The sequence below is a fragment of the Clostridium sp. Marseille-P7770 genome, assembly GCF_902143525.1.
GTDB lineage: Bacteria > Bacillota > Clostridia > Lachnospirales > Lachnospiraceae > Pilosibacter.
Genome location: NZ_CABFVC010000001.1, coordinates 784,248 through 802,937, shown reverse-complemented (window position 1 = coordinate 802,937; position 18,690 = coordinate 784,248). Strand labels below are relative to the sequence as shown.

Sequence of the window (18,690 nt, the reverse complement as noted above, 5' to 3'; positions counted from 1 at the left end):
TGGAGATGTTCCATCTGAGAATTTTTTCGAATACCGAATGCTTAAGCATCAGAAAAAGATGTCCGCTGGAATCAGCCGACATATAAACGGTACGATCAATGCCTCGTGATCTGGAATTTTTCTTCCTGTACCAGCATTCCGGCAGGTTTCCTGACTCACAGATCATCACACAAAGCCGCCTTCCCAAATATTTCAAAACAGTCCTGTCAGACTGCTCCGTTTTTTCAGTGACCGCGCGTTCGCGCATGGCTTTGTATTCTCTGCTCACAGTGACGAGATCGCACAGGTCTTTCACCTGTTTCCCTTTTACCTGCTGTCCGCCCTCTTCAGGGCGGCAGCAGCACCGGATGCCTCTTCAATTGTTATGGGAGATATTTTAGCATCTTCGGGTTTATTATGCAAGGACCATTGAGACGTTTTTATAAACATTCACTATGATAGGTGGTTCCTTCCAGTGTTTTCCAGATCACTTTCCCATCCTGAAGGAGCATATAGCTATGTTCACTTTCCGCCTTCGGGATCGACACGGAACCCGGATTCAGGTACAGCTTTCCATCCCCGAACGGTTCCCACGCCGGAATGTGCGTGTGGCCGTGGAGGAGAATGTCTCCCGGCTGGAGAGGCGGGAGCTGGTTCATATGAAAGTGATGGCCATGAGTAGCGTAGATCAGGCGGTCTGCCGCCGGAAATACCGCGTAATCCGCAAGGATCGGGAACTCCAGCACCATCTGGTCAACCTCCGTATCGCAGTTTCCGCGGACACAGAAGATTTTCGTTTTCCGCTCATTTAACATTTTGATGACTTCCTTCGGCGCATACTCTTTCGGAAGATCATTTCTCGGTCCATGGTACAAAATATCGCCCAAAAGCAACAGGCGGTCTGCCTGTTCCCGGTCAAATGCCTCCAGCATTTTCCGGCAATAGTATGCGGAGCCGTGGACGTCGGACGCGATCATAAGTTTTTTCATTTTGTTGGTTCCTTCTTTCTTTTAAGTCGAGCACACGTAAGACTTGGCGTTTAATTCCTGTCAGCGCAAGCTGACAAATTTCTCTCAGAATTACTGCGCACCAGATAACTTTCTATGCTTGTCAAGAACATACACATGCTCTGTAACTGTCCTGTTCAGTAATTTCCATTCCAGGTTTTCATTCGTGTGATGATAGCGGAATCCGCATTTCTCCGCCACGCGCTTTGATTTTTCGTTCCCATCAAAGAACGCATACCAGATCCGTTTTAATCCCAGATCCTCAAATCCATAACGGATCAGCTCCTGTACTGCCTCCGGGATGATTCCCTGTCCCCAGTACGGAACGCCGAGCCAGCAGCCAATCTCACCTTCATCTTCTGGAAGCTTTAAATTGCTGGCAGCTCCCACAGTTAATCCCGCGCAGCCGACCGGTTTTCCGGAAGCTTTTAATACGACCGCATACGTTCCATCGGCCGACAATACGTTTTTAATCGTCTCTCTGCTGTTCTCCACACTCGTGTGTACCGGCCAGCCGGCAGATGGACCGACCTGCGGGTCTTTCGCGTATTCATAGCAGCTCTCTGCATCGCTCTCCTGCCATGGACGCAGGAGTAGGCGTGTTGTCTCTAATTTCATTTTCTTTTCTCCTATAATCTCCGGCAAGTTCTTATACAGCCGGTTCTCCACAAATATCACCTGATCCCCTTCATTGATTTCCTGCTCATAAAGCCAGTCATCTTCCTGACGGATCATGTGCTCATTTTCCTCTGAGTCCCTTAAGCGGACAAGAACCGTTCTTTTCGAACCTTCCGACCGTTCCTCACAGCCATAATCATCTTCCTGGATCTGAAGGATCGTGTATTGTAATTCAGGTTGCATGGTTTCACCTCTTCTTCAATAACCTCACGCTAATCTGCCTTAGTCAGAAGCGCCACCGTTTCCACATGCCCCGACATTCCAAACATGTCAACCGTCCGGACTCGCTTCACCTCGTATCCATGTTCCCCAAGATACTTCACATCCCGCGCCAGAGTCGAGGAATCACAGCTCACATAGACAACTTTCTCTGGTGCCATTTTTACGATCGTCTCGAGGCAGAGTTCGTCGCAACCTTTTCTCGGCGGATCTACAACGATGACATCGGCTTTAATGTGGTTCTTTTCATACTGTTCCGGAAGAACTTCCTCAGCTTTTCCGACGAAGAATTCTACGTTATCCAGGCCGTTGCGCTTCGCATTTTCTCTTGCGTCCTCGATGGCCGCCGGAATAATCTCGACTCCGCAGACTTTTCCCGCTTTCTGGGCGAGGAATGAGGAGATCGTTCCGATCCCGCAGTAGAGATCCCAGACAGTCTCACCGCCGTTCAGGTCAGCAAATTCCAACGCTGTTCCGTAGAGGCGTTCCGTCTGTACCGGATTTACCTGGTAAAAGGATAACGGAGAAATCCGGTATTCGATGTTTCCGATTTTATCTCTGATGTAGCCAGGTCCGTAGAGATTTTTGATCTCCGTTCCGAGGATCACGTTCGTCTTTTCCATATTAAAGGAGAGAGAAATACTGTCCGCGCCAACTTCCCGCATCCGCTCGATGAACTCTTTCTCGTGCGGCAGTTTCTTTCCGTTGATCACAAGGCATACCATGTGCTCGCCGCTGGCGAATCCTTTTCTCAGGAGAACATGGCGGACAAGACCTTTATGCCCTGTCTCATCATACGGCTCAACGCCGAAATCTTCCATAAATTTCAGCACTGCCGCCAGATAATCCTTATTTTCCCCACAGCCAAGCAGGCAGTCCAGCTCCGGTACCGGGATCAGGGAGTGGGTCCGTCCGGCAAAGAATCCCGCCGTCGGTTTTCCGTCCTTTCCGCGTCCGATCGGATACTGCGCTTTGTTGCGGTATCTCCACGGGTCTTTCATTCCGATGATCGGTTCCATGATGACTGCGTCCGGCACTCCCGCTGCCTGTTCCGCCTCCTCTGGCAGGAACAGGTTTTCCATGCCGCCGATGCGTTTTAAATGATTGTATACTTTCTTTTCCTTGAATTTTAACTGTTCTTTATAGTCCAGTTCCTGAAGCTGGCATCCGCCGCAGGCTCTCGCCACCGGACATTTCGCCTCCACACGGCCTTTTGCCGGGGTGATGACGCGCACAAGACAGGCAAAGCCGTAATTTTTTTTCATTTTCATGGCTGACGCCTCGATCGTATCACCGATCAGGGCATCCTTCACGAACCAGATATATCCGTCCACGCGGCCGATACCTGCACCGTCCTCTCCCATATCCTCGATGGTCACTGTAAATTTATCGTTTTTCTTGATTTCCATAATTCGTTCCTTCTATATAAATATTCTTGTTGTACATTTTTATCGCTGAGCCCACTCTGTCCTTTCACCTCACTAGCCCAAACTAATAGCGTATATCCCGTACTGAGAATATACCGAATACACAAAATGCAAAACAGACCTAAAAATAAGACTCAATGCTCAGTTTTTCTTAAGTATACAAGAATTACTCCCGCATTTGCAACCCCCATCACATAAACGAACGTGAAAATCTCTGCCCTATACCGCATACAGGCAAAACAACAGTGAAAAAGTGAATCCGATCCGCATTTTCAAATGAGTCACGTTTTTACGTTAATACAAAAAACCGGCTCCCCGCGCCCCGAAAACTCCCATTCAGAAGTCCCCGGAACCGGAAAACCGGTCTTAACATATCAACTCTATACGTTAAACATTATGTAAATCGCAATGTCCAGTGGGTATTCGCAATCCACTTTGCTGTTTACCTGATTCGATTATGCTCTTGCCTCAGAACCTGCCTTCTTGCTTAACAGCTCCTTACCGGATGTGACAACGATGATCACACCGAGAACCATAAGAAGGATCGCAACGATCAGCTGAAGTCCCTCAACCATAAATACTGCAGTACCTGCGCTGAATGCGCCTACAAGAGCGATGGTTCTCTGAACCAGGGCTGTGAAGGTTACGCAGAGCATGATCACGCACGGTACGATCAGGGTCTTGTTCTGTCTGCCTGTTACTTTTAAGAATACGCAGAGAGTGATCAGAACAAGTGCGCTTAACAGCTGGTTTGCGCTTCCGAATAACGGCCAGATGTTGGAGTAGCCGACTCTTGTGAGGACATAGCCAAATGCAAGTGTGATAACTGTGGATACATACTTGTTGCAGAGGAATTTTCTCCAGCCCTCTGCGTTCTCCATATCGTCTACGGAGAAAAGCTCCTGGAAGGACATACGACCGATACGTGCTACTGCATCAAGGCTTGTAAGAGCAAGTGCAGATACACACATAGTCATGAAGCACTGTGCGATGTAGATCGGAAGACCGAACATCTCAAGAAGTCCTGCAACACCTGAGGAGAAGATCTGGAACGGAGTTCCTACTGCTGCAGTACCGTCAGCTGCTGCAGCGGCACCTGCTACACAGAGTGCAAGTACGGCTAAGAGGCTCTCAAGAACCATTGCGCCGTAACCAACCTTTAACATATCTTTCTCATTCTCAACGGTCTTGGAGGAAGTACCGGAGGAAACGAGGCTGTGGAAACCGGAAACGGCTCCGCAGGCTACGGTTACAAAAAGGATCGGGAACATATTTCCGAGCTTCTCATTTGTGAAACCTGTGTACATCGGAAGGTTCATGTTCGGATGAGCAACAACGATACCGACAACGGCACCAAGGATCATGCCTGCGAACATGAAAGTTGTCATGTAGTCACGCGGCTGTTTTAAGAGCCACATCGGAAGAACAGATGCAAAGAAGATGTAAGCGAATGTAAATCCGGTCCATGCTTCCTTACCGCCGATCAGCGGGAATGCCATACCGATCGCAAGAGATGCAACTGTGCAGGCAAGTCCTACAAAGAACTCGCTCTTTCCTTCCAAGTTGAGCTTCTTCTGAAGAACGCCGAAGAACATTGCAAATACGATGAATGCGATGGAGATGGAACCTGCAGCTCCGTTTGTCTGGGCTGCTGCCGCAAGCTCTGTAACGCCGTCCTTAACGGTGTAAGCGTTGAATGTGCCTGCAACCATATCTGCGAAAGCAGCGATTACGATCAAAGTGAAGAGCCAGCAGAAGATCAGGAATAATCTCTTACCTGTCTTACCGATGTACTTTTCGATCAGAAGTCCCATGGACTTACCTTCGTTCTTTACACTTGCGTAAAGAGCTCCAAAGTCTGTAACAGCTCCGAAGAAGATACCGCCGACAAGGATCCAGAGAAGAACCGGAACCCAGCCGAATGCAGCCGCCTGGATGGCACCCGTTACAGGACCGGCACCTGCGATAGAAGAAAACTGGTGTGAGAAAACGATCCAGCCGTTTGTCGGTACATAGTCCTGTCCATCTTCATGTGTATAGGCAGGTGTCTTTGCCTTCGGGTCGATGCCCCAGGTCTTTGCCAGCCAGCGTCCGTATACCATATATCCGCATAACAGACACACAGCTGCGATGAGAACGATTACTAATGTGTTCATGTCATTTCGCTCCTTTGTAAATTCATTTTGTCATACCGGAATGTCGCAAGTTCCGGTCCCTGTAGTCCATCCATATTCAAACGATCCTGAAAATACGGCAAAAATCGCTGTGGAATCTACGTATAAAACAAAAAATCCCTCGTCTCCACAGGGATCACTCCCTTAGAAGACGAAGGATCTAACATTCTCCGCGTTACCACTTCTGTTGCCGGAAAACCGGCCTCTCAGTCCCATCCTCCTCAAGTATCTGCAGTACCTTCAGATGAATCGGTCCCCTTTTAACGGTGAGGTTTCCGTCCGGGATTACTAAAACGTTTTGTTCACCCCGGCTGCTTGCAGGTGATAACTTCCACTCGTAACTGTTCAGTCCCTTCACCGTTACGAGCAAAAATCCATTCCAAATCGGCTTCGCCGATGGGATTTTTGCCTTCAGGCAAATGTTTTCTTACGGTCAGCGCAGCAAGTGCGCAGACCTACTGAATAGTTACTTTCTCTCTTCTTACCTGCCTCGCACCATCCGGCAGTTCTCTGAATAAGATTTCGATTGAAAGTCCTGTCCCGTTCATCGCATTTGAATATGAACAACAATCATTTTAGTCAGAAAATTGATTTTGTCAACCGCTTCTTTTTTATCTTTGCACGTTCTTATCGCTTTCCAGCGCACATAAGTCTTTGTATAGCGGACATGCTTTCTTATGTGTCCGCCTCCAGCAAATTCACAGTGAAATTTTGCACGATTTATCGAATTGGACGGACCAATTTTTCTACAACTTACAAAACCTGCCGTCTGCATCTTTTTCAGTGCATAACGGCAGGTTCTCTCTATTCTCTATCTTCTATTCTTCGCTCGTACGGCGAACATTTGTCTCCATGAAGCGGTTATAACCGAGCCATCCCATGTTGTCACCGGCTCCTCTTAACACCTCTGTCATCGTCTCCATTCTCGCGTCCGCATTGTCCGCAAGGTTCAGCGCCATCGCCTCGATCAGCGCCGGTTTCTTCGGGGAACCGTATTCCAGCTCGCCATGGTGGGCAAGAATGCAGTGGATCAACTCACTCTCCAGTTTTTTCGGGAATCCCGGCATCGCATCGATCCGTTCCTTTACCATCTGGGAACCAATGATGATATGTCCGAGAAGTTGTCCGTCATCCGTATAATCATTGGCCGGGAATGCAGAAAGTTCCTTTGTCTTTCCGATATCATGGAACATCGCTGCTGTTAGAAGAAGATCGCGGTTGATCAGCGGATACTGTTTGCTGAAATAGTCGCACATCTTCACGACACTTAACGTATGCTCTAAAAGTCCGCCGACAAAACCGTGGTGAACACTCTTTGCCGCTGAGTGGAAGGAAAATGCCTTCATAAATTCCGGATCATTAAAATAACCGGATGCAAGTTTTCTCAGATATTCATTTTTGATCGTCGTAATGTACTGAATCAGTTCATGCTGCATCGCAGGGATATCCTTCGTCGTCACCGGAAGATAATCTGCCGGATGGTACTCACCTTCGTCTGCCTTGCGGATCCTCTTTACGTTTAACTGGTTCTGTCCCTGGAATAGGGTCACATCCGCATCGACATATACATAATCCAAAGCGGAAAACTCATTGATCCCCGGAGAACTCAGCTCCCAGATCTTCGCGTCAACGGTTCCCGTCTTATCCTGAAGTACAAGAGAGCCGTACTCTTTTCCATTTTTTGTAAGTGCGATCTGTTTTGTTTTGCACAGATATACATCCGAAATGTGATTTCCTTCCCGGAATGTTTCAATAAATCTCATAATTTCTCCTTTTCTGATCGGTCATACTTCTCACACAATCGCTGAGCCAGGTATGTTTACCTGGCTCCGATCGTTACCTGATACTCTATTTCTTTATATTCATCAATAGACTTCCGTTTTACTGTAACTTTCACGGTATCCCCGGTCTTTGTCTCCTCCAGCCGGTTCTGGAAGTCCCGGATCGTCTGGATCTCCAGATCATCAAACTTTGTCAGGATATCCCCGTTCTGGATTCCCACATTATAAGCCGGCCCATCTGCAATGGAATCTGTAATATACACACCGCTCGGGATCCCGCTCTCCATCATCGCGGAGGTCACATCCTGGCCGCGGATTCCAAAATACGGAGCGGACTGTCCGTTTGTGAGTTTCTGAAGCACGCCCTTGTACTCCGAGATCGGCATTGCCATCGTCCTATCTTCCGCCTGTGTGTTGTCCCCGGCCTGATAAATGGACGTCGCCCAACCCACAAGCTGACCGGAAAGATTTATAAGGAATGTTCCCTCATCCGCATGACTCTCAAATTCTGTATACAGGATATGGGTCTGACCGTCCACTGCCTGGACACCTTTCGCCACATAGGAGATCAGTCCCTGTTTGACGGAATGGACATGTCCGGACGGACTTCCCACTGCGAGGACCATGTCCCCGGTGCGGACGGAATAGGAATTTCCAAGCTCCACCGCCTTCATCCAGTTTACCGTCTGTTCTTCAATATCAGCGATCTTCGCACTGACAACCGCCATCCCGGCTGTTGAATCCTGGGATTTTAATTCCACTGCCGCTATTGATCCATCCCCGAAGGTCACACGCAGGGAATCAGCTCCCGCCACTGCGCTCTGTTCTGTTAAGATCAGCGCTTCGCTTGGGTTTACCGCGATAATGATCCCGGCGTACTGTCCCGTCGTCTCGATAGGGTTGTCAAACCAGTCCACATCGTTTTTCACCGCCGAGACTGTCACGATGCTTTTTTCTGATTCCAGGTAGATGTTCCGGAACGCATCGTTGAACTCGGTCAGGTTTTTCGTCGTCCAGGGGAATTTTTCCATGGCATCCCCAACGATCTTTTCCACCTCGTCCTTCAGGTCTTCCGAGCGGATCCCCTCTCCTGTGGTTTCCGCCATCGTCTCCACCGGTGTCGGCTCGCCGGACGGATCCTGGTCGCGCTCGATCGTGATCGGCGCGGATGTTGCCGGCTGGTCTTTTCCCAGGATTTTTTTTGCTGTCGGAAGGGATACCACAAAGCTTACCGCCGCAACGCCGCCGAAAACAACCGCAAAAAGAACATAGCACAGGATCCGGCCTGCGGCCCTGCGCTTATCGATCGGGGGTTTTACGATCTTTTCTCTCATAAAATTTTTTTCGTTAGGTGTATCTGACATGAAAAAATCTCCTTTTCATATCTCGCAGCAATCCGGAATTCTTTCTGCTGCGGGCAAATATCCATCAAGATCCTGTCACATTTGCGGATTCTTTGCTTTTAGCCTATCTTTTTTCCATTATAATTTTTTTCTACTTATTATGCAAGAAAAACTTGGTGCCCACGGGTCCTGAGTGAGAGCATCCCTGTTACTTTTCACAGGAAAAAATCCCTATGATATTTGAACTGTTTGTGTTATACTTTTTCTGTGCAGACAGGCATCTTCGCCTGAAATCTCTGCATATTCCATAAAAAGGAATCTTGTTACCGGACACGGGCGTCCCTGCCCGCGCACTGTAACTGGCAGTGAATGAAATCAAATATCTGCCATTGAAAGGAAAAAGGATCGACCTATGAATCAGAAAGTATTAAAAACACTTGAATATTATAAAATCATTGAACGCCTGACTGACTGTGCGGCGTCTGAACCCGGAAAGAAGATGTGCCGGGAACTGACCCCGTCCTCAGATTTTAACGAGATCGTTCAGGCGCAGACGGAAACCGCGGACGCTGTGACCCGTGTTCGCCAGAAAGGAAGTCTCTCACTGGCCGGAGTCCGGGATGTGAGAGATTCCTTAAAACGCCTGGAGATCGGCAGTTCCTTAAGCATTATGGAACTCCTCTCCGTCAGCGGACTTCTGACATGCGCGGCGCGTGCGAAAAACTACGGCCGTCACCCGGAAAATACAGAGCTGCCGGACGATTCTCTTGATGAGATGTTCCGGACGCTGGAACCGCTGACAAATGTCAACAGTGAGATCACCCGCTGTATTCTCGGAGAAGATGAGATCGCCGATGACGCAAGTCCGGGACTCCACCATGTCCGCCGCCAGATGAAGATCACCGCGGACAAAGTCCACACTCAGCTGAACGCGATCTTAAATTCCAGCCGGACCATGCTGCAGGACGCCGTAATTACGATGCGTGACGGACGCTACTGTCTCCCGGTCCGCGCGGAGTACAAAAGCCAGTTTGCCGGAATGGTCCACGACCAGTCCTCCACCGGTTCCACACTCTTTATCGAACCGATGGCGATTATCAAATTGAACAATGAGCTGCGTGAACTGGAATTAAAAGAGCAGAAAGAGATCGAAATGATCCTGGCTGCCCTGAGTACCGAACTTGTTCCGTATATCGAGCCGATCACAACAGATTTTGAGATCCTGACAAAGCTGGATTTCATCTTCGCGAAGGCAGCCCTGGCCAGGATCTACAACTGTTCCATGCCGAAATTCAACCGGAAAGGTTACATCCATATCAAAGACGGCCGTCATCCGCTCCTCGACCCGAAAAAGGTCGTTCCGATCAATATCTGGATGGGAAGAGATTTCGACCTGCTGATCGTGACCGGACCGAATACCGGCGGTAAGACCGTCTCCCTAAAGACGGTCGGCCTGTTTACCCTGATGGGACAGTCCGGACTTCAGATCCCGGCTTTTGACGGATCAGAACTTTCCGTCTTCGATGAAGTCTTCGCGGATATCGGCGACGAGCAGAGCATCGAGCAGAGTTTAAGTACCTTCTCCGCCCATATGACGAATATCGTGAAGATCTTAAATCAGGCAGACAGCCACTCTCTCTGTCTTTTCGATGAGCTGTGTGCCGGAACAGACCCGACGGAAGGTGCCGCGCTGGCGATCTCCATCCTGTCCTTCCTTCACAATATGAAGTGCCGGACCATGGCGACCACCCACTACAGTGAGTTAAAGGTATTTGCCCTGTCTACTCCGGGTGTCGAAAATGCATGCTGCGAGTTCAATGTCGAGACACTTCGTCCGACCTACAAGCTCCTCATCGGAATTCCGGGAAAGAGCAACGCGTTCGCGATCTCCAAGCAGCTCGGTCTGCCGGATTATATTATCGACGACGCGAAAACACACCTCGAATCCAATGATGAGGCATTTGAGGATCTTCTCGCGAACCTCGAACAGAGCCGCGTGACGATCGAGAAAGAGCGTGAAGAGATTGCAAGCTATAAAGAAGAAATCTCCCGCTTAAAGAAGAATATCGAGCAGAAGGAAGAGCGTCTTGACGAGCGGAAAGAAAAGCTCTTAAAGAATGCCAACGAGGAAGCACAGCGGATCCTGCGCGAAGCAAAGGAGACCGCTGACCAGACGATCCGGAATATCAACAAGCTCGCCGCAAGTTCCGGTGTCGGAAAAGAACTGGAAGCCGAACGGACAAAGCTCCGCGAAAAGTTGGACAAAGTCGATAAAAACTTAAGTCTCAAGAACAATAAGGGACCGAAAAAGACGATCTCGCCGAAGAAATTAAAGATCGGCGACGGTGTCAAAGTTCTCACGATGAACTTAAAGGGAACTGTCAGCACACTGCCGAACGCAAAAGGCGATCTCTATGTGCAGATGGGGATCCTGCGCTCCCTTGTGAATATCAAAGATCTGGAACTTTTAGACGAGGCATCCGTATCCGGACCGGGCCTCGACCCGGCTGCCCTGAAGCGGAACAACACGGGAAGCGGAAAGATCAAGATGGCGAAGTCCTTCTCTGTCTCCCCTGAGGTCAATCTCATCGGAATGACAACGGACGAGGCGATGCCTGTCCTTGACAAGTATCTGGATGATGCTTATCTCGCCCATCTTCCGCAGGTCCGTGTCGTACATGGACGCGGAACAGGAGCGCTGCGGGCTGCGGTCCATAAGCATTTGAAGAAGCTTAAGTACGTAAAAGAATTCAGACTTGGAGAATTTGGGGAAGGCGATACGGGAGTTACTATTGTAACCTTCAAGTAACTTTTAATCGAAACTACCTTGGATTTTGCCAGAGCGATGCTGCTTTGAAGTTATGTCAACCGCAAAGGTTTCGATTTTACCTGAAATCATATAGGAAATGGAAACCTGCCCTGCTTTACAGGCAAAAATCTCAATCTTTACGATAAACTTTAGAAGGAGGAGACCTCCATGGTCGATAAACAGAGAATTCTCATCGTTGATGATGACGAGAATATTGCAGAGTTAATTTCCCTCTACCTGATGAAAGAATGTTATGATACAAAGATCGTCGGGGACGGAGAATCCGCCCTGAAGGAGGTTCCGGTCTTTAAGCCGAACCTGATCCTTCTCGACCTGATGCTGCCGGGCATGGATGGCTATCAGGTCTGCCGGGAGATCCGCACGACCTCTCAGGTACCGATCATCATGCTGTCCGCAAAGGGCGAGGTCTTCGACAAAGTTTTAGGTCTGGAGCTCGGTGCCGATGACTATATGATCAAGCCATTCGATTCAAAAGAACTTGTCGCCAGAGTCAAGGCTGTTCTCCGCCGCTATCAGGCGGCCCCGGTCAGTATATCCGCTGCGACAAAACAGCAGGGAGAATATGTGGAGTATCCGAATCTCATCGTCAACCTGACGAACTATTCCGTCCTCTACAAAGGCCACTCTGTGGATATGCCGCCGAAGGAGCTGGAACTTTTATACTTCCTTGCCTCCTCTCCGAATCAGGTCTTTACCCGAGAACAGCTGCTGGATCATATCTGGGGCTATGAGTATATCGGTGATACCCGGACTGTTGATGTCCACATCAAACGTCTTCGCGAGAAGATCCGCGACGACGAGAACTGGGCGCTGTCCACTGTCTGGGGAATCGGCTATAAATTCGAGGTAAGACGATGACCCGTTCTCTTTATACCAAGTTTCTTCTCGGATATCTGGTATTTGGTCTTCTCGGTTTCATTTTCATCGCGACCATGTCCTCGGAGATCACCTACCAGTATCTCTTAGAAGAAAAGTCTGACTCGCTCTACGATGAGGCGAATCTTCTCGCCTCCACCTACAGCGATATCTATCAGGGCAAAAATATCAGCCTGTCCACGGCAAACCCGCAGCTGCAGGCCGTTGCCACCTACTTAAAGGCACAGGCCTGGGTCATCAATCAGAAAGGCAGCGTCGTTGCGGAGACTGCCCCAGCCTCCCATATCGGCACCGCCATCGATGGCTTTGATCCCACCGTGGCGGGAAACCGTTCGTATATGACCGGCAGATTTTTCGGCATGTTTGATAAAGACATGCTGTCCGTCATTGCGCCGATCACAGGAAATTTCAATACGTATGGATACGTGGTGATTCATATGCCCATCGAACAGATCGTACATGGGAAAGACCGTATCCTGAACATTGTATACATTACAGCGCTGGTGGTTTTCATCCTGTCCCTGATCATTCTTCTCGTGTTCACAAAGACCGTATATGTCCCGTTAAAGAAGATCACCGCGGGTGCGAAGGAATACGCGGCAGGAAACTTAAGTCATACGATCAATGTAACTTCTGCCGATGAGATGGGATATCTTGCCAACACCTTAAATTATATGTCCAGTGAATTAAATAAGATGGAGGAATATCAGCATTCCTTTATCGCCAACGTCTCCCACGACTTCCGCTCCCCGCTGACATCCATCAAAGGGTATCTGGAAGCGATCAAAGACGGAACGATCCCACCGGAATTATACGATAAGTATCTCGGTATCCTGATCTCTGAGACAGAGCGTTTAAATAAACTCACTCAGGGCATGCTGACGCTGAACTCTCTCGACAGCAAGGGATTCCTGACACGGAGCAACTTCGATATCAATCGTGTTATTAAAGATACCGCAGCAACCTTCGAGGGAACCTGCAATGTAAAGGATATCGTTCTCGATCTCACCTTCGCTGCGGATATCCAGATGGTGTATGCAGACCTCGGTAAGATCCAGCAGGTGCTCTACAATCTGATCGACAACGCCATCAAATTCAGCCGTGAGAACTCTGTAATCTATATCCAGACTTCGCTAAAGTACGAGAAAGTCTTTATTTCCGTGAAGGATACGGGAATCGGTATTCCGAAAGAGAGTATCAAGAAGATCTGGGACCGGTTCTATAAGTCGGATCTCTCCAGAGGTAAGGATAAGAAGGGAACAGGACTCGGGCTGGCGATTGTAAAAGAGATCATACAGGCACATGGTGAAAATATTGATGTGATCAGCACCCAGGGGGTCGGGTCGGAATTTATCTTTACGCTGCCGAAGGCAATGGCGCTGTAATACAGCAAAAAATCTCTGTCCGGTCACACCTTGATGTGTCCGGGCAGAGATTTTTATTTCTGTCAATTTCTTTAGTTTTCTTAGGCTTCTTTCATCTTCGTCCTGGTCGCATGAACAACCACCTTCATGCTTTGTTATTTTTTATGATCGGCCGGACATCATATCAAGTCCTGTCATTGCCAGCACCTTTACTGCGGCAGTGAGAGCACGTCTTCCTGCTTCGCCTCCTGCAGCGTCCGCAAATGCTGCTGTATGGGTTCCCAAGCCTTCGCCCACACCGATATAGAACTGGGCTGCAGGTAGTGCCTGAGTTACATTGCCGACATCCGTGGATCCGATTCCCTGAGTCAGATCCCGCGGAATGTGGTGTTCTCCGATCAGGTCCATATTTTTCTCCACTGCCGTCACAAGTTCCCGGTTGTTGCGCACATCCTTGATGAGATAACCGTCCTGTTTGATCTCAACCTCTACACCGGCGCAAATCGCCGCACCCTTTGCGCAGCGGTCAATGACTGCGATCACTTCTTCTAAATAGCCTGCGTCTAATGCTCGGATATTAAACCGGCATACAGCTTTCTCCGGAACAATATTCACAACGGTTCCGCCCTCTAGGATAATTCCGTGAACCCTCGTGTAATCCTTAAAATGAAGTCTCTGGGAATCTACCGCATGGAACATCTGGAGAACTCCGTTTAATGCGCTGGCCCCCATCCACGGGCACGCTGCGGTATGTGCCGGTTTTCCGGTGAAGGTATAGGTCTTATTTACGGCTGCAAATGAGATATCATCTGCCATGGACATATCACTCGGATGCATGATCAGTGCCATATCCACATCGTCGAAAATTCCTTCGTCCAGCATCGTGATCTTTCCGCTTCCGTTTTCCTCTGCCGGTGTTCCAAGAACCTTCAGGGTTCCGCCGATCCCGTATTTTTCCATGATTTCTTTTAATATCACACCGGCGCCGGCTCCGCTGGTGCCGATCAGATTGTGTCCGCATGCATGTCCAATTTCAGGGAGTGCGTCGTACTCGCACATAAAGGCAAAAGTCATTCCCGGCTTTCCGCTCCGGTATTCTGCCACAAATGCGGTCTCCAGAGAGCCAGCTCCCCGCTGTACTTTAAAGCCATGCTTTTCCAGCAGCCCGCACAGCTGATCCTGCGCCAGCGTTTCATGGTATGCCAGCTCCGGATGAGCAAATATGTATGCACTGACCGTCTCAAACTCATTCCGGTATTTCTCCGCCAATGTTTCAATTTCGTGCTTTACCTGTGTAAGCTCCATCGTCATTTCCTCCTGTTATTCCCGATATTATATCCACTATTATACTGCGGCTGCTCCTGATTTCTCAAGCACTGATCACATAAATTTCCCACTCCGGCACAGATGGGACCTTGCTTTTCGTCCATTGAATCTCCCTGCGTTTCATGATAAAATATAGTCATCTGCTCAATCATTTCTAACTGCTCGAGAGGAGGACATAATTATGAATTCTATTTCTATCACCTGGAATGGTCATTCCTGTTTTACCGTTGAAAAAGATGGGTTTTCCATTGTTTTTGATCCATATGGCCCGAATACGGTGCCGGGGCTTGCTCCACTCTCCCTCACCGCGGACATGGTACTCTGCAGCCACGAACATGGTGACCACGGGTACACGGACGCAGTGACCTTAAAGCACAGCGGGACAAAGAACCCGTTTTCCATCACGAAGATCGACACCTGGCATGACCCGGAACAGGGAGCCCTCCGCGGACCAAACCGGATCCACATTTTGGAATCGGCCGGACTTAAAATTGCCCATATGGGTGATATCGGATGTACTCTTACCAGAGAACAAAAGGATCTGTTAAAGCATCTCGACGCGATCCTGATCCCGGTCGGCGGCTACTACACCATCGACGCTGTTCAGGCAAAAGCTCTGACAGATGACCTCGCTCCCCGCGTTGTGATCCCAATGCACTACCGTTCCGACCATTTCGGCTATCCGGTGATCGGACGTCTCGAGGAATTTACGGGACTCTGCCGAAATGTAGTGGAGTACAATTCCAATACACTGCTCCTGACGGCTGAGACAAGACCGCAGACAGCGGTTTTAAAGCTGAAATAAACCGATAAGTTCCATTTTTTGCTGCAGTTTTCCGTGATGATCCGACCGGCGGTGTAAAAATACAGCTGTCATGTCCGATCAAATACTGAGTTTAACTGCAGCAATTTTTTATGTCCTTTTCCCGGCGCTGGAGAGTACTATAATTTTATAACTTTCAGTTATATGCCATATCAACACGTGCCATTTTATTTATGTCTTAACCTATGCTATAATGAAAAAACGAAAGATCATCGTAACTGTAGACGGCTGCCGGTCCGGATCTTCGCGGCTGTCTTTTAAATTTCTTAAAATAGAAAGGAATATATAAATCATGGCAGAAGGAACCATCTTTAAATTTCACAATGACCTTGATACCGATCAGATCATTGCGTCACAGTACCTGCTTTTACCGAATCTGGAAGAGATGAAGGAGCACACATTCGAGTCTCTCGATCCGGATTTCCCGAAAAAAGTAAAACCCGGTGATTTCGTTGTCGGCGGCGAGAACTTCGGCTGCGGTTCTTCCAGAGAACAGGCACCGGGCGTCTTAAAAGCCCTCGGCGTACAGGCCATCGTTGCAAAATCCTTCGCAAGGATTTTCTATAGAAATGCCATCAATATCGGACTTCCGGTTATCGTCTGTAAAGACCTGCCGGATGATGTAAAGACCGGCGACACCATGGAACTTTCCATGTCTGACGGAACTGCCCACGCAAACGGAAAGACATATTCCTGCACAAAGCTGCCGGAATACATGCAGAACATCTTAAATCAGGGCGGACTGATCGCTTCTTTAAACCGTGAGGAGGACTAAGACAATGGGAATGACAATCGCAGAAAAGATCATTGCAGCGGCAGCCGGAGTTGACTACGTAAAACCGGGAGATATCCATACCGTAACATTAGACCGTATGATGAGTAACGACGGAACTACCCATCTGACCGTTGACATGTACCGCAATAAATTAAAACATCCGCATATCGCGGACACAAAGAAGATGGTATTCATTGTAGACCACAATGTTCCGTCCGACTGCCCGAAGACAGCGGCATCCCAGAAGAAGATGCGCGACTTTGCGAAGGAAAACAACATTGATTTCTGGGAGGGAAAAGGCGTCTGCCACCAGGTCATGATGGAACATTATGTATGTCCGGGTGAACTGATCTTTGGTGCTGACAGCCACACCTGCTCCTATGGCGCTCTCGGTGCATTCGGTACAGGCGTTGGATGTACAGACCTCCTCTACGGCATGGTGACAGGAAAATCCTGGGTTCTCGTTCCGGAGACTGTAAAATTCAACCTCGTCGGAAAGCTGCCGGAAGGCGTTTACGCGAGAGACCTGATCTTGACCATCATCGGCACCATCGGCGCAAACGGCTGCAACTACCAGGTTATGGAGTTCACAGGCGAGGGCGCTAAGACATTGAGCATCAGCGAGCGTATGGTCCTCTGCAACATGGCTGTCGAGGCAGGCGCCAAGACCGGTATCTTCGAGCCGGACGAGAAAGCCATCGAATACCTGGAAGCTCATGGAAGAAAGCCGAAGGCACTCTTCACAAGCGACCCGGACGCAGTCTACGCAAGAGAATATACCTTTGACCTCTCCAAGATCCGCCCGGTAGTGGCGAAACCGGACTTCGTTGACAACCTGGTTCCGGCTGAGGAAGTCCGCGGCGTGAAGATCGACGAGGCATTCTTAGGTTCCTGCAACAACGGACGTATCGAGGATCTGAGAGTCGGCGCTTCTATTATTAAAGGAAAGAAAGTCGCTGAAAAAGTTCGTTTCCTTGTGGTTCCGGCAAGCCAGACTGTCTATCTCCAGGCACTGAAGGAAGGCCTGATCGACATCTTTATGGAAGCCGGTGCAATTGTTATGAACCCGAACTGCAGCGTATGCTGGGGCAGTTGCCAGGGTGTGATCGGCGAGAACGAAGTCCTGATCAGCACCGGTACGAGAAACTTCAAGGGCCGCGCAGGTCATCCAAGCTCCAAGGTATATCTTGGATCCGCTGCGACGGTTACGGCATCTGCTATTAAGGGCGAAATTGCATTAGCAAGTGATTTATAATCTGCACCGATTTGTAAAGACTATTTTCACTTCTGCCTGTACTTTTATACAGGCAGAAGTGTCGTTCCACCAGTAATGCCCCTATACATAGAATAAATGTAACTATTCAGTACCTTCATAGTTACGTGCAAAAATCCATTCCAGATCAGCTTCGCTGATGGGATTTTTGCCTTCCAGCCTATGTTTTCTTACGGTCAGCGCAGCAAGTGCGCAGACCTACTGAACAGTTACGGATAAATTACTTATTGGTATTTGCCAGAATGATACGGCAATATGCATTTTTGAATATGATCACTATATTTGTATAGAAATCGAGGATATTTACATGGAAAAAATGACTGGAAAGGTCTGGGTCCTGGGCGATGACATCGACACCGATATCATCATCCCGACCGAGTATCTTGCATTAAAGACCATTGACGATATGAAGCAGTATGGATTTTCCCCGCTCCGCCCGGAGCTGGCTGCCCAGATCAAGCCCGGTGACATCATCGTTGCCGGAAAAAACTTCGGCTGCGGTTCTTCCAGAGAACAGGCACCGGAGATCATCAAAGCGTTGGGAATCCAGTGCGTGATCGCGAAATCCTTCGCGAGGATCTTCTTCCGCAACTCCATCAACAACGGCCTGCTCCTCATTGAACAGCCGACACTCTACGATGACATCAAAGAGGGCGATACCGTATCCGTTGTGATGAACGAGCACATCGACTACAACAGAAAAGAGTACCCGATTGCGTCTCTTCCTGAGAATCTGATGGACATTATCCGCGCAGGCGGCCTTGTCAAGGCCATGCGCAAGCTGAATGGTTTGGACTGAACGGGAGGAAAACGAA

The 18,690-nt window shown here is 49.0% G+C and carries 14 protein-coding genes and 1 riboswitch; of the genes, 7 read left to right on the top strand and 7 right to left on the bottom strand.

Annotation, left to right across the window (positions count from 1 at the left end; translation table 11 throughout):
- Positions 1–123: 123 nt before the first annotated feature.
- Positions 124–363: riboswitch (cobalamin riboswitch) on the bottom strand.
- A 56-nt stretch (positions 364–419) separates the two neighbouring features.
- From yfcE to FN001_RS03640, 6 genes are all read right to left on the bottom strand, one after another.
- Positions 420–968 (bottom strand): phosphodiesterase, encoded by a 549-nt coding sequence (gene yfcE / locus FN001_RS03665; protein ID WP_142410831.1) that lies wholly within the window; start codon positions 966–968, stop codon positions 420–422.
- 90 nt (positions 969–1,058) lie between these two features.
- Complete coding sequence (locus FN001_RS03660) at positions 1,059–1,604, bottom strand: GNAT family N-acetyltransferase (protein ID WP_142410873.1); 546 nt, start codon at positions 1,602–1,604, stop codon at positions 1,059–1,061.
- A 272-nt stretch (positions 1,605–1,876) separates the two neighbouring features.
- Positions 1,877–3,292, bottom strand: coding sequence for a 23S rRNA (uracil(1939)-C(5))-methyltransferase RlmD (gene rlmD / locus FN001_RS03655; RefSeq protein ID WP_185911830.1), 1,416 nt, complete (start codon positions 3,290–3,292; stop codon positions 1,877–1,879).
- A 473-nt stretch (positions 3,293–3,765) separates the two neighbouring features.
- On the bottom strand, positions 3,766–5,466 hold the full coding sequence (locus FN001_RS03650; RefSeq protein WP_142410830.1) for a carbon starvation CstA family protein: 1,701 nt from the start codon (positions 5,464–5,466) through the stop codon (positions 3,766–3,768).
- Positions 5,467–6,302: 836 nt separating this feature from the next.
- Positions 6,303–7,247, bottom strand: a complete 945-nt coding sequence (locus tag FN001_RS03645) for a 3'-5' exoribonuclease YhaM family protein (RefSeq protein ID WP_118321794.1) — start codon at positions 7,245–7,247, stop codon at positions 6,303–6,305.
- Between the two features lie 56 nt (positions 7,248–7,303).
- Positions 7,304–8,629, bottom strand: coding sequence for a S1C family serine protease (locus tag FN001_RS03640; RefSeq protein WP_142410829.1), 1,326 nt, complete (start codon positions 8,627–8,629; stop codon positions 7,304–7,306).
- 391 nt (positions 8,630–9,020) lie between these two features.
- Between FN001_RS03640 and FN001_RS03635 the strand changes: the two genes are divergently transcribed.
- The 3 genes from FN001_RS03635 to FN001_RS03625 all read left to right on the top strand — a co-directional run bounded on the left by FN001_RS03635 (position 9,021) and on the right by FN001_RS03625 (position 13,699).
- Complete coding sequence (locus tag FN001_RS03635) at positions 9,021–11,417, top strand: endonuclease MutS2 (protein ID WP_118651063.1); 2,397 nt, start codon at positions 9,021–9,023, stop codon at positions 11,415–11,417.
- A 168-nt stretch (positions 11,418–11,585) separates the two neighbouring features.
- Positions 11,586–12,296: a response regulator transcription factor gene (locus FN001_RS03630; RefSeq protein ID WP_118298216.1), complete on the top strand. Its 711-nt coding sequence runs from the start codon at positions 11,586–11,588 to the stop codon at positions 12,294–12,296.
- A complete protein-coding gene (locus FN001_RS03625; RefSeq protein WP_142410828.1) occupies positions 12,293–13,699 on the top strand; it encodes a sensor histidine kinase in 1,407 nt (468 codons plus the stop codon). Before FN001_RS03630 ends, FN001_RS03625 begins: the two co-directional genes overlap by 4 nt.
- Positions 13,700–13,840: 141 nt before the next feature.
- Here the strand turns inward: FN001_RS03625 and FN001_RS03620 are convergent, their stop codons facing one another.
- Entirely contained in the window at positions 13,841–14,983 is a 1,143-nt protein-coding gene (locus tag FN001_RS03620; protein WP_142410827.1) for a M20 family metallopeptidase, read from the bottom strand.
- 202 nt (positions 14,984–15,185) lie between these two features.
- Between FN001_RS03620 and FN001_RS03615 the strand changes: the two genes are divergently transcribed.
- From FN001_RS03615 to FN001_RS03600, 4 genes are all read left to right on the top strand, one after another.
- Positions 15,186–15,809 (top strand): MBL fold metallo-hydrolase, encoded by a 624-nt coding sequence (locus FN001_RS03615; protein WP_142410826.1) that lies wholly within the window; start codon positions 15,186–15,188, stop codon positions 15,807–15,809.
- A gap of 310 nt (positions 15,810–16,119) precedes the next feature.
- A complete protein-coding gene (locus FN001_RS03610; RefSeq protein WP_142410825.1) occupies positions 16,120–16,602 on the top strand; it encodes a LeuD/DmdB family oxidoreductase small subunit in 483 nt (160 codons plus the stop codon).
- A 4-nt stretch (positions 16,603–16,606) separates the two neighbouring features.
- The gene (locus tag FN001_RS03605; RefSeq protein WP_142410824.1) at positions 16,607–17,857 is read left to right on the top strand and encodes a 3-isopropylmalate dehydratase large subunit; all 1,251 of its coding nucleotides are present in this window, start codon (positions 16,607–16,609) and stop codon (positions 17,855–17,857) included.
- A gap of 325 nt (positions 17,858–18,182) precedes the next feature.
- Positions 18,183–18,674, top strand: a complete 492-nt coding sequence (locus FN001_RS03600; RefSeq protein WP_142410823.1) for a LeuD/DmdB family oxidoreductase small subunit — start codon at positions 18,183–18,185, stop codon at positions 18,672–18,674.
- Positions 18,675–18,690 lie beyond the last annotated feature (16 nt).